This window comes from Paenibacillus sp. S28 (assembly GCF_016624415.1).
Lineage (GTDB): Bacteria > Bacillota > Bacilli > Paenibacillales > Paenibacillaceae > Paenibacillus_AQ > Paenibacillus_AQ favisporus.
The window spans coordinates 243,091-255,140 of the sequence record NZ_JACVTM010000009.1 but is presented as its reverse complement, the minus strand read 5'-3'; the positions used below and the strand labels follow the sequence as shown (position 1 = coordinate 255,140).

At 56.7% G+C, this 12,050-nt stretch carries 9 protein-coding genes; 6 read left to right on the top strand and 3 right to left on the bottom strand.

Features of this window, described 5'->3' with window-relative positions; translation table 11 throughout:
• Window positions 1–381: 381 nt before the first annotated feature.
• Window positions 382–1,875, top strand: coding sequence for an arylsulfatase (locus IAE55_RS21950; RefSeq protein ID WP_200633889.1), 1,494 nt, complete (start codon window positions 382–384; stop codon window positions 1,873–1,875).
• Window positions 1,876–2,015: 140 nt separating this feature from the next.
• Window positions 2,016–5,039 carry a glycoside hydrolase family 2 TIM barrel-domain containing protein gene (locus IAE55_RS21945; protein ID WP_200633888.1) on the top strand — a complete coding sequence of 1,008 codons (3,024 nt, stop codon included), beginning with the start codon at window positions 2,016–2,018 and terminating at the stop codon, window positions 5,037–5,039.
• 63 nt (window positions 5,040–5,102) lie between these two features.
• On the opposite strand, the gene IAE55_RS21940 is transcribed toward IAE55_RS21945, so the two are convergent.
• Entirely contained in the window at window positions 5,103–5,441 is a 339-nt protein-coding gene (locus IAE55_RS21940; protein ID WP_076173548.1) for a TFIIB-type zinc ribbon-containing protein, read from the bottom strand.
• Between the two features lie 183 nt (window positions 5,442–5,624).
• Between IAE55_RS21940 and IAE55_RS21935 the strand changes: the two genes are divergently transcribed.
• On the top strand, window positions 5,625–6,488 hold the full coding sequence (locus IAE55_RS21935) for a VOC family protein (RefSeq protein WP_200633887.1): 864 nt from the start codon (window positions 5,625–5,627) through the stop codon (window positions 6,486–6,488).
• Window positions 6,489–6,521: 33 nt separating this feature from the next.
• Here the strand turns inward: IAE55_RS21935 and IAE55_RS21930 are convergent, their stop codons facing one another.
• Window positions 6,522–7,106 (bottom strand): TetR/AcrR family transcriptional regulator, encoded by a 585-nt coding sequence (locus IAE55_RS21930; protein WP_145029588.1) that lies wholly within the window; start codon window positions 7,104–7,106, stop codon window positions 6,522–6,524.
• 121 nt (window positions 7,107–7,227) lie between these two features.
• A complete protein-coding gene (locus IAE55_RS21925; RefSeq protein WP_200633886.1) occupies window positions 7,228–8,127 on the bottom strand; it encodes a 3-hydroxyacyl-CoA dehydrogenase in 900 nt (299 codons plus the stop codon).
• 391 nt (window positions 8,128–8,518) lie between these two features.
• On the opposite strand from IAE55_RS21925, the gene araA reads away from it, so the two are divergent.
• The 3 genes from araA (at window position 8,519) to araD (ending at window position 12,013) form a co-directional block, all read left to right on the top strand.
• The gene (gene araA, locus IAE55_RS21920) at window positions 8,519–10,009 is read left to right on the top strand and encodes an L-arabinose isomerase (RefSeq protein WP_200633885.1); all 1,491 of its coding nucleotides are present in this window, start codon (window positions 8,519–8,521) and stop codon (window positions 10,007–10,009) included.
• A 125-nt stretch (window positions 10,010–10,134) separates the two neighbouring features.
• Window positions 10,135–11,235, top strand: coding sequence for a GntR family transcriptional regulator (locus IAE55_RS21915; protein WP_200633909.1), 1,101 nt, complete (start codon window positions 10,135–10,137; stop codon window positions 11,233–11,235).
• 82 nt (window positions 11,236–11,317) lie between these two features.
• The gene (araD, locus tag IAE55_RS21910; protein WP_105444971.1) at window positions 11,318–12,013 is read left to right on the top strand and encodes an L-ribulose-5-phosphate 4-epimerase; all 696 of its coding nucleotides are present in this window, start codon (window positions 11,318–11,320) and stop codon (window positions 12,011–12,013) included.
• Window positions 12,014–12,050 lie beyond the last annotated feature (37 nt).

Genomic DNA, 12,050 nt, shown 5'->3' with positions numbered 1-12,050 from the left:
CGTTAAGGCCAGCGATTTATTGCCCCACAATATGATCCGGCGGCAAACGCCGGAAGGGCTCTGCTGGCAATGGTTTTTCTACAATTATACGTACAGGCTGCTTCATGATTATCATACACACGGCCCCAGCAAGTGGCAACCGGACTGCATCCTCATCTGTGAGGTGTTATCCCCCCATTATACCGACCTTAATTTCTTTTTGAAATAAAGTAATCAGAGTAATCCGTTTTCATCGTTTTCCCATCGGGGTAATCTGCACGAAAAAACGAATAATTTCATTTACTTTTCATCACGTGAAGGGTTTAATAAGGGGGAACAGGCATTTTCAAGGATTCTCTCAGGGTTATCGATCATATCCGCTGGATTCAAGGAGGAGAGCCGATGAATAGGAACGAAGAGCAAGGCAGGCCCAACGTGCTGCTGATTACCGTGGATCAGATGCGATTCGACTGCCTCAGCATCGCCGGCCACCCCGTCGTGGAAACGCCGAATCTGGACGAGCTTGCCCGGACCGGCGTGAGGTTCAGCCGCGCCTATTCGGCAACCCCGACCTGCGTGCCGGCGCGGGCGGCCATCTTTACGGGCCAGTCTCAGCGGACGCACGGACGCGTTGGGTATCAGGACCGGGTACCGTGGAATGATCCGGTCACGCTGCCCGGGGAACTGGCCAAAGCGGGATACCATACGCAGTGCATCGGTAAAATGCATGTGTATCCCGCCCGAAACCTGATGGGCTTTCACAATGTGGTGCTGCATGACGGATACCTGCATCACAACCGCAATTTTCACGGCATCCCGATGCAGGAGCATTACGATCAGGTGGACGATTACCTGCAGTGGCTCCGGGAAAGGGTGCCCGGCGCCGATCTGATCGACACGGGCCTGGACTGCAACGCATCGACCGTCGCACGGCCGTGGCATCTGGACGAAATGAAGCATCCGACGAACTGGGTCGTGACCCAGTCGATCGACTTTCTGCGCCGCAGAGACCCGGGCAAGCCGTTTTTTCTATGGATGTCCTTCGTCCGTCCGCATCCGCCGTTCGATCCGCCGCAGGCGTATCTGGACCTGTACGAAGATGCGGATATTCCGGATCCGCCGGTCGGAGACTGGGCGCAGGGGGATGACCCCGCCCTGGAAGGTTTGGCGCCGACAACGGGCAAGGGGCTCGTCCCCAAACGAAGGCTGCGCCGGGCGATGGCCGCCTATTATGCGCTGATCACCCATCTGGACCACCAAATCGGCCGGTTCCTGCAGGCGCTGAACGAGTACGGAGAGCTCCATAACACGGTGATCATGTTTACCTCGGATCATGGGGAGCTGCTTGGCGACCATCACTTGTTCCGGAAGGCGCTGCCCTATGAAGGAAGTGCCCACGTGCCGTTGATCGTGAACGACCCTGGCGGCCGGCTCCATCTCAAGCGGGGCACCGTGGCCGATGAGGTCGTGGAGCTGCGTGACATCATGCCGTCGCTGCTTGATGCAGCCGGGGTTCAGATCCCGGAAAGCGTGGAAGGGGACAGCATCTGGAGGCTGGCAGCGGCCAGGAACGAAGCGGATACAGCATCGCCGGTATGGCGGAGCCATCTGCATGGGGAGCATGCGTACGGTCATCAGTCTACCCAATGGGTCACGGACGGGACCGAGAAGTTCATCTGGTATCCGCAAACTGGAGAAGAGCAGTTTTTTAACCTGGCGGAAGACCCTATGGAGCTGCACAACGCCATTTCCGACGAAGCCTGCCGGGAACGGATCGATCATTGGCGTTCTATTCTCATCCGTGAGCTGGAAGGGCGGGAGGAAGGCTTTACGGACGGGGAGAGGCTTATCGCCGGCCGGAAGCAGGCGGCCGTACTGTCCCATATCCGCACTTGATGCGCAGCAGCGGATTCATTGAACTAACGATATTGCATTATCGATATATAACCGTAGGACGGCTGCCTGGCTACAGGCAGCGAATACAGCTTGAACTGTTTTTGGCGATACGTTAACCGTAAATTAAGGAGATGATCCGAATGATAAAGCTTGACCGGGTTTGGGAAGACACAAGCGTCCTTCATATTCACCGCGAAGAGCCGAGATCCTATTACATTCCTTATGGCGACGCCGCTTCGGCGCGTTCCGGCAAGCGCTCGAGATCCCCTTTGTTCCAAACCTTGAATGGGGCCTGGAAATTCAGGTACCACGAAAGTGTCCAGGACGTGACGGATCCGTTTTATGAAGACGCTTTCGATGCTTCATCATGGGATGAGCTTGTCGTCCCGTCATGCTGGCAGACCGAAGGCTACGACCAGCTCCATTATACGAATGTCAATTATCCGATCCCGGTAGATCCGCCATATGTCCCGGATGCGAATCCGGCGGGGCTCTACGTCAGAGAGTTTACGGTGCGCGAAGACTGGACGGGCAAGCAGGTCTATACCATGTTCGAAGGGGTCAATTCCTGCTTCTACCTGTGGATCAACGGGCAGTTCGCCGGATACAGCCAAGGCAGCCGGATTCCGGCCGAGTTTAACGTTTCCGGACTGATCCGGCCGGGTACGAACCGCATCGCCGTCATGGTCCTGAAATGGTGCGACGGCACTTATTTGGAAGACCAGGACCTATGGCGTTTCTCCGGGATTTTCCGGGATGTATACCTTCTAGCCCGGGATGAGGCTCATGTCCGCGACGTATTTATCAAACAGGACATTTCACCGGATCACTCCTCAGCGAAGCTTCTGTGTGAGCTGGAGACGACCGGCGCCCTGGATGCGCTGGCGCTGCTGCAGGATGCGGAAGGAACGACCGTCGCCAAGGGGGCGGTGCGGGCAGACGGGCGGAGCGTCATCACGCTGGACATCGAAAATCCGGTGCTTTGGAACGCGGAACAGCCCTATCTGTATGAGCTGTTTGTGCAGGACGGAAGGGAAGTGCTCCGTTTTCCGGTCGGATTCCGCCGGATTGACATCGTTGACAGCGTATTCCGGATCAACGGCCAAGCTGTCAAGCTGAAGGGTGTGAACCGTCACGACTCCCACCCAGATTTGGGACAGACGGTGCCGCTGAACCACATGATCCGGGACTTGAAGCTGATGAAGCGGCATAACGTCAATACGGTCCGGACCTCCCACTATCCGAACGACCCGCGGTTTTTGGAGCTGTGCGACCGGATGGGCTTCTATGTGGTCGACGAGGCCGATCTGGAGTGCCATGGGCTGGCCGTATCCGGCGATTTCCATCAGCTGACCCGCGATCCTGATTGGGAAAAGGCATTTGTGGACCGGGCCATCCGGCTGGTGGAGCGCGACAAAAACCATCCTTGCGTCATTATCTGGTCCATGGGCAACGAATCGGGATACGGGCGCAATCATATCGCCATGGCCGAATGGACCCGTAGCCGGGATGCCAGCAGGCTTGTCCATTATGAAGGCGCCTCCCGGCGTTACCACGGCGATGCCGATACCGAGGCGCTCGACATCGAAAGCGAAATGTATCCGACGCTGGAATACGTGGAGAGCTACGGTCAAAATCCGGATCACGCGAAGCCGCTGTTCCTGTGCGAATACAGCCATGCCATGGGCAATGGGCCCGGCGATCTGAAAGAGTATTGGGATTTGTTCTACGCATACCCGAATTTGATGGGCGGCTGCGTGTGGGAATGGAATGATCACGGCATCCGCACCAAGGCGCCGGACGGGCGCGAATATTTCGGATACGGCGGGGACTTCGGGGACCATCCGAACGACGGCAACTTCTGCATCGACGGCCTCGTGTCGCCGGACCGGGTTCCGCATGCCGGACTGCTGGAGCTCAAGCAGGTCATTGCACCGGTGCGAATGGAAGCCGAGGATTTGTCGCGCGGCACGCTGATCATTACGAATCTTTACGATTTTTCGGATCTGTCCCATCTGACCTTCGACTGGACGCTGGAGCGCTGCGGAGAAATTGTGGAGCAGGGAAGCCTGGGGACGATCCAGGCTGGTCCGCAGGAGAGCGTGACGGTCATCATTCCGTTTCAAAAGGCTTTTCCCGATGGCCGCTGCTTCCTGACGCTGACCGCGTCGCTCTGCGAATCCACGGAGTGGTCCGAGCGGGGAGAGGAAATTGCGTTCGCCCAGTTTGAAATGGCGGCGGAGGAGTCTGCAGTCCAGCCGGAGCAAGGGTGGCTGACGGCTTTGCGCGCACGTCCCGTGCACGTCGCGGAGGACGGGGCGCAGCTGATCGTGACGGGTATGGATTTCCGCCACGTGTTCGACCGGAACCTTGGAACCTTCATCTGCATCTCGAAGCAGGGGGTGGATATGCTCGCAGCGCCGCTATCCTTTAGCATCTGGCGGGCGCCGACGGACAATGACCGCAACGTCCAGCGTCAATGGAAAGATGCGGGTTATCACCGGGCAGGCACGAAAGTATACCAGGTCCGGGTCAGCGAGCCGCAAGACGATGCGATCGAGATGACCGTGGATTTTTCGCTCGGCGGCTACATGAAGCATCCTGTCCTTCATGGACAGGCCGTATGGCGGGTGGACGGTTCCGGAGAGATCGCGCTGGCCACGAGCGTCAAACTTCGGGAGGGGCTGCCGTTTCTGCCCCGCTTTGGGCTGAAGGCCGTCATGCCGGCCGGCACCGAGGAGGTTGAGTATTTCGGTCTGGGTCCGCATGCGAGCTATGTCGACAAGCGCCAAAGCGTACGGGTCGGCAGATACCTTCTCCGCGTCGACGACATGTTCGAGCCGTACATTATGCCGCAGGAGAACGGCTCTCGCTACGGGACGGAGTGGGCGACGGTGACCAGCGAACGGGGCATGGGGCTTGCTTTCCACGGAAATGCGCCGTTTTCGTTAAACGCCTCCCATTACTCACCGGAAGACCTGGAGGAAGCAGCCCACCTGCACCAGCTGGTCAAGCGGAAGGAGACGATCGTTCATCTTGACTACAAAATGAGCGGCGTCGGTTCCAATTCCTGCGGTCCAGAGCTGCTGGAGAAGTACCGGCTCGATGAGCGGGAATTCGAGTTTTCCATCCGGCTTCGTCCAGTTTTCAAAGAAGACGAATAAGAGGCAGAACATAACGAAACCCCCGGCTCCGATACGGAGCCAGGGGTTTTTGCTGTGCGGGTGTTAATCGAACAAGTCCCCGAACACGTCGAGCACGCTTTTTTTCTTTTTCTTATGATGCGGATAAGAGGAGTGGCCATGCTTGTCATATTTGTCATAGGACTGTTGCTGCGGTGGATAGGGCTGGCCTGAAGGGTAGCTGTCCCTTGGCCTCTGGTTTCGGTCAGCATCTCCGTAATACCATTCATTATAGTCTCCTCGGACTTCACGCACGTCGGACATCAGCTTGTCCAACTCTCCGCGGTCCAGCCACACGCCTTTGCATGTCGGGCAAATGTCGATCAGAATCCCGTCTTTCTCCACTTCCTTCATGCGGGAGTCTTCACATATCGGACACTTCATCTCGATTCCTCCTTGTCATGCCATATTTCTAATGTATACGGATAGGGAGCTGGATGGTTTCTTCTAAAATGTTCAACTACCGGTCTTCCGATCCTCGCTGCAAAGCTTGCTTGACAAAAACTCATTATAAAAATATACTTACTTACAAAAAGTAATTAAATAAAAAGTTAGGGGAGTGCCGACATGCATCCTGAAATGAAGCTTGGACCGGTTAAAATCAAGATCAGCCGGATGGACCGTTCCATCGCCTTTTATACAGAAATTATCGGACTGGAAGTGTTGAAGAGAGAGGGGAGTACGGCGGAGCTGGGACCAAGGGGATCCGCAAGCCCGATTCTGATCCTCGAGGAGCTGGAGGACGCCGTCATCGTGCCGGAGCGTTCGCATGCGGGACTGTACCATTTTGCGATCCTGCTGCCGAGCCGGGAACATCTCGGAACGGTCGTCCGCCATTTCATCCAGACCGACACGCCGTTTGGCCAAGGGGACCACGCGGTCAGCGAAGCGATCTATTTGAGCGATCCGGATCAGAACGGGATCGAGGTCTATGCAGACCGTCCAAGAGATACGTGGCGCAAGGAGCCGAACGGGAATTACGTTATGGTCACCGAAGCGGTGGACATTCGCGGCCTGCTGGAGCAGTCGGCCGGGCTGGAATGGCAGGGGCTGCCTGCGGGAACGGTGATCGGGCATGTTCACTTCCATGTCGGAAGCCTGCCCGAAGCGAAGCGTTTCTACTGCGATATACTGGGGTTTGACGTGGTCGGCGATTATGCGCGGATGCGCGCACTGTTCATTTCGGCCGGAGGTTACCATCACCATGTCGGCCTGAATATTTGGGCCGGCGCCGGAGCGCCGCCGGTACCGGCCAATGGCACCGGAATCGATTATATGACGATCGTGCTGCCGGGGGCGCGTGAGGTGGAGGAGCTCGTCCAGCGGGTCCGTGAAGCGGGAATGGCTGCGGAAGAGCAGGAAGAAGGCGCCTTTCTCGTCAGGGATCCCTGGAATATAGGGGTGCGGCTGACTTCGGCCGGTCGCGGCTGAGCACATTTTAAATAACCGCTTTTTAATAACAAGTCATGGCCTGCCGATCAAACCGTATTTCATAAACCGGGTCATTTCGCTTCGGAACTCGGAAAGGTTCTGCAGCAGTGCGCCCTGATTCATTTGGTCATGCTGGAGAATGGAGCAAATGCCGACCGTCAGACCCAGCTCCAGGGTGAAAATTTCTTGGATCCCGTTCATGCTCCCTTCCTCGATCCGCCGCTTGATCTCCTTGATTTCGGCACTTTGCCGGTACAGGGATTGGTCAAAGTATTGGGAAAGCTCCGGGTAACGCGAGGATTCGGCAAAAAGAATGCTGTACTGCTCATGGTTGCGCTCGATCATCGTGATCCGTTTATTCACGTAACGGTCGATCAGCTCTTCGTTTGTGCTCTGGCTCAAATCTGTGTGCGCCGTAGTTTCTTCATCGGGCTCGGCTGTAACAACGCACGCTTTGAGCAGTTCCATTTTACTGTTGAAATATTTATACATGGCCGCTTCGGAAATGCCGCAGGCTTTGGCGATTTCGCTCGTCTTCGTGGCGTCATAGCCGGATGTAGAGAAAAGCGTTCTTGCCTGCTGGATGATCCGCTGCTTGGTCTGTTCGCCTTTGTTCATATCGATCTCCTTCAGTTTCGTGAAAAGGGTGTCCGTGTATTTAAAATTATAATAGAAGTGACAAAGAAGACCAGCATGTAAGCTGGTCTTTTTGTATGCCTTTTTAGATGATTATATCAGGTTAACTTTTTAAAAATCCAGGCTCCGCAAAGCTCGGATTCGGATATTTGTAGAAGCCCTCGCCGGCGGCGCGGCCAATCTTGCCTTTATCGAGGTATTCGGATTTCAGGAGATTCGCGATCTTTTCGAATTCCGGGTCGCCGGTCGCCTTGGCTTTGGCCAGGCCGATATTGTAGGCGGTGTTGATGCCCACCACGTCCAGAATGGCGAACGGCCCCATCGGAGCGCCGGTTGCCACCATCCATGTTTTGTCGATCGTTTCCGGGTCGGCCACTTCTTTGACCAGCAGCAGCTGGGCGGCTTCCAGCAGCGGGACCAGCAGGGAGTTCAGGATGTAGCCGGGCTGCTCCCTATGCAGTGGCAGGGCCACCATGCCGATCGCTTTGGCAAATTCGATGACGTCGTTGAACACGGTCGTGTCCGTGCCGGGATGCTTCATGATTTCGCCGGTGTTGTTTTTCCAGATTTCATTGGCAAAATGGAGCGCCAAAAACTTCTCCGGCCGCCCGGTTGCTTCGGCGAACTGGCTCGGCAGCAGGGTGGAAGAGTTTGTGGCAAATACGGTCCGTTCCGGGGCCACCTTGCTCAGCTCCTGGTAAAAATCAGTTTTGATCTGCACCACTTCGGGGATCGCTTCGATCACCAGATCGGCCTGTGCAACCGCTTGGGCCAGGTCGCTGTTGAAGGAGAGCCGGCTAAAAGCCGCGGCAAGTTCTTCCTCCGAGGCGCCAAGATCGCTCTGATAATGGGGCATCAGATCGTGGATCCGGCTTTTGGCCCGGTCCAGTGCCTCATCGTTAATGTCGTATACCGTGACTTCAAAGCCCTTGAAGGCGGTCTGGAAAGCAATTTGGCTGCCCAGCACGCCGCTGCCGGCAACCGTAATATGTTTGAAATTCATGATGCATTGCTCCTTTTCTTAGATGTGGTTATTGTCGTCTTCGGGTTATCCATTCATACGCAAAGCCCAAGGTGGAGAAGGCCCGCGTGGATTGCCGCCAGGATCGCCCGCCAGCCGATAAGAGATATCCCAGCAGCAAGCAAAGTTCAAAAGTAAGTACTTACTAACTTATTTTCAAACCGATTATGCTCCTTTTTTACTACCAAGTCAACAGCACAAATCAGGCAAAATTGTTCTTGCCTTTTTGACATGGCGGGGATACAATGAACCCATACAACTTGTACGTACATGTTCTGATAAATTGTGTATTACTATATATAAGTATGTACAAGTAAAAATATCAGTTTACGCACAGCAAGTGGACGAAACCGAAACATGGGAGGCTATAATCATGAAATTGAAACCGCATTCATTTTGGTTTGTAACCGGCAGCCAGCACTTATACGGACCCGAAACGCTGGAACAGGTAGCCGATCATTCCCGGATCATCGCAGAGCAGCTCGGGCAGGATACCGCTGTGATTCCGTATCCGGTCGTTTTTAAACCGATCGTGAAGACGTCCGACGAGATTTACCAGCTGATCGTTGAGGCGAACAGTGACGAATCCTGTGCCGGCATTATTACGTGGATGCATACGTTCTCTCCGGCGAAAATGTGGATCCGCGGCCTGACGCAGCTCCAGAAGCCGCTGCTTCACCTGCATACGCAGTTTAACCGCGACATCCCTTGGGAAACGATCGACATGGACTTTATGAACCTTAACCAGGCTGCCCATGGCGACCGCGAGTACGGTCATATCGGAGCCAGACTGGGCATCGCCCGGAAGGTGGTCGTCGGCCACTGGGAAGACGGAGACGTGCGCCGCAGTATCGGCGGATGGATGCGCACGGCGGCAGCCTTCGCGGAGAGCCGCAGCCTGAAGGTAGCGCGCTTTGGCGACAACATGCGCGAAGTAGCCGTTACGGAAGGCGACAAGGTTGAAGCGCAAATTCAGTTCGGCTGGTCGGTCAACGGCTACGGCGTCGGTGATTTGGTCCAGGTGCTGAACGAAGTGCAGGACAGCGAAGTAGAGACGCTCCTGAAAGAGTATGCAGAGCAGTACAGCATTACACAGGCGGGCTTGTCTGCCGGTCCGGTGCGCGACGCCATCGCTTATCAAGCGCGGATCGAAATCGCCATGCGCCGCTTCCTGGAGGAAGGCGGATTCGGGGCCTTCACGACGACGTTCGAAGACCTTCACGGACTCCGGCAGCTTCCGGGTCTTGCCGTGCAGCGGCTGATGGAATCCGGATACGGCTTCGGCGGCGAAGGCGACTGGAAGACGGCTGCACTGACCCGCGTCCTTAAGGTTCTTGCAAACAACAAGAGCACCTCGTTCATGGAGGATTACACGTACCATTTCGAGCCGGGCAACCATATGATTCTCGGAGCGCACATGCTCGAGGTATGTCCGACGATCGCGGCCACGAAGCCGACGATTGAAGTGCATCCACTCGGCATCGGCGGCAAAGAGGATCCGGCCCGCATCGTGTTCGACGGCCAGGACGGCCCGGCGGTCAACGCTTCCCTCGTCGACCTTGGACACCGCTTCCGCCTTCTGGTGAACGTCGTGGACGGCGTGAAGGTCGACAAGCCGATGCCGAAGCTTCCGGTGGCCCGCGTGCTGTGGAAGCCGCAGCCGTCGCTCCGCGAATCGGCTGAAGCCTGGATCCTGGCCGGCGGCGCGCATCATACGGTGCTGTCTTATGCCATGACGGCTGAGAACCTGACGGACTTCGCCGAAATGGCCGGCATCGAAGCCGTGGTCATCGATAAAGATACGTCCGTGCAGCGCCTGAAGAACGAGCTTCGCTGGAGCGAGGCGGCTTACCGCTTGAGATAACCGGACCGATGTCTGTGTTCACCCGGCCTTGTGTTACAATACTCAAAGAGAACGAAGCCTTCCGGGATGAATCGGCAGATCTAGCCCGCAAGGCCGAAATACAGAGCATGCCGCTGAGGTGAATGATGAATAACAGACGGATTCCCAAATATATTCTACTGAAGAACGAGCTGCTGTCCTGGTTTGAATCGGGCAAGCTGAAGCCCGGGCAGCAGGTTCCTTCTGAAAATGAAATTGCCGAACAGTTCGGCCTGAGCCGCCAGACGGTGCGCCAGACGTTCAGCGAGCTGGAGAAGGAAGGCTGGCTTGAACGGATCCAGGGCAAAGGCACCTTCGCCCGGTTTCCGGGACGCCGCGAGAGCGAGCTGGTCAAGACGATCGGCATTATGACGACTTATATATCGGATTACATCTTCCCGCATATCGTACGGGGTGCGGAAGCTGAGCTGCGGAGCAAAGGCTACCGGCTGCTGCTGTCCAGCACCGACAATAACAAGGACAAGGAAATGGAGAGCCTGAAGCTGATGACCAGCCAGCCGCTCAGCGGACTGATCATCGAACCGACGAAGAGCGCGGAGGGCAACCCGAACCTTGGCTATTATTTGGAGCTGCAGGAGAAGGGCATTCCTTACCTGATGATCAACGAGAAGTACCGGGAGCTGGAGTGCCCGCTGCTTCGGGTCGACGATGAGCTGGGCGGCTACAAGGCAGCCGACCATCTGCTGGCGAACGGGCATACCCGGATCGCCGGATTCTTCAAGCGGGACGACCTGCAGGGCGTCAACCGGTTGAAGGGCTTTCTGGCCGCCCACAAAGCGCGCGGCGTCGCCGTCGCTCCGAAGCGGGTCGTCACATATACGACCGAGCAGAAGAACGACCTGCCGTTCCGGCAGGCGCTGCAGCTGCTGAGCGGAGCGGCGGAGGAACGCCCGACCGCATTCGTCTGCTACAACGACGAGCTGGCGGTCAGCCTGATGGGGGCCGCGCTGCAGCTCGGACTCCGAGTGCCGGAGGACGTGTCGTTCGTCGGCTTCGACGACTCGATGCTGGCCTCGGCTTCCGGAACGAAGCTGACGACGCTGACTCATCCCAAGACGGCCATGGGCCGGGATGCGGCCAGCCAGCTGATCGCGATCATCGAAGAGGGATTGGCTCCCGGAGATACCTTGTACGAACCCGAGCTGGTGGAGCGGGACTCGGTTGTAAACCTGAACGTTAACGTGTAAAAAGGCAGATGAAAGTCCGGTTATACGGACTTTCATCATACAACTTGTACGTACAACTATAGTGGGAGAGGAAGTGTCTGCAATGCTGGAAGCACTGAAACAGCAGGTGCTGGAAGCGAATTTGGACCTGCCCAAACACGGGCTCGTCACGTTTACCTGGGGAAATGTCAGCGGCATCGACCGCGAGAGCGGGCTGTTCGTCATCAAGCCGAGCGGGGTGCCTTACGAAGAATTGAAGGCGGAGGACATGGTCGTTGTTGATCTGGAAGGCCGGGTGGTTGAAGGGAATTTGCGCCCGTCGTCCGATACGCCGACGCATATGGTGCTGTACCGCTCCTTCCCGGAAATCGGCGGCGTGGTGCATACCCACTCCCCGTGGGGCACGAGCTGGGCCCAGGCCGGGCGGGCGCTGCCTGCTTGCGGGACGACGCATGCCGACTATTTCTACGGTGAGATTCCGGTCACCCGACCGATGACGAAGGTGGAGATTGAAGGCGCTTACGAGCTGGAGACCGGCAACGTCATCGTGGAACGTTTTCACGAGCTGGGATTGGACCCGCTGGAGGTGCCGGGGATTCTCGTGCATGCGCATGCCCCGTTCGTCTGGGGCAAGGATGCGCATAATGCGGTGCACAATGCGGTGGTGCTCGAGGAAGTGGCCAAGATTACGGCCCGGATGCTTCAGCTGAACCCGGAGACGCCGCCGATGGACCAGAGCCTGCTGGACCGCCACTTTTTACGGAAGCATGGAGTTAACGCCTACTACGGGCAGAAGTGACACAGCACTTATAAATTTTGAAAACGCGGAGGAATCC

What these genes read in the sequence shown, in the direction of transcription:
- IAE55_RS21950 (WP_200633889.1), top strand. Translation starts at nt 382, where the DNA reads ATGAATAGGAACGAAGAGCAAGGCAGGCCCAACGTGCTGCTGATTACC.
- IAE55_RS21945 (WP_200633888.1), top strand. Translation starts at nt 2,016, where the DNA reads ATGATAAAGCTTGACCGGGTTTGGGAAGACACAAGCGTCCTTCATATT.
- IAE55_RS21940 (WP_076173548.1), bottom strand. Translation starts at nt 5,441, where the DNA reads ATGAAGTGTCCGATATGTGAAGACTCCCGCATGAAGGAAGTGGAGAAA.
- IAE55_RS21935 (WP_200633887.1), top strand. Translation starts at nt 5,625, where the DNA reads ATGCATCCTGAAATGAAGCTTGGACCGGTTAAAATCAAGATCAGCCGG.
- IAE55_RS21930 (WP_145029588.1), bottom strand. Translation starts at nt 7,106, where the DNA reads ATGAACAAAGGCGAACAGACCAAGCAGCGGATCATCCAGCAGGCAAGA.
- IAE55_RS21925 (WP_200633886.1), bottom strand. Translation starts at nt 8,127, where the DNA reads ATGAATTTCAAACATATTACGGTTGCCGGCAGCGGCGTGCTGGGCAGC.
- araA (WP_200633885.1), top strand. Translation starts at nt 8,519, where the DNA reads ATGAAATTGAAACCGCATTCATTTTGGTTTGTAACCGGCAGCCAGCAC.
- IAE55_RS21915 (WP_200633909.1), top strand. Translation starts at nt 10,135, where the DNA reads ATGAATAACAGACGGATTCCCAAATATATTCTACTGAAGAACGAGCTG.
- araD (WP_105444971.1), top strand. Translation starts at nt 11,318, where the DNA reads ATGCTGGAAGCACTGAAACAGCAGGTGCTGGAAGCGAATTTGGACCTG.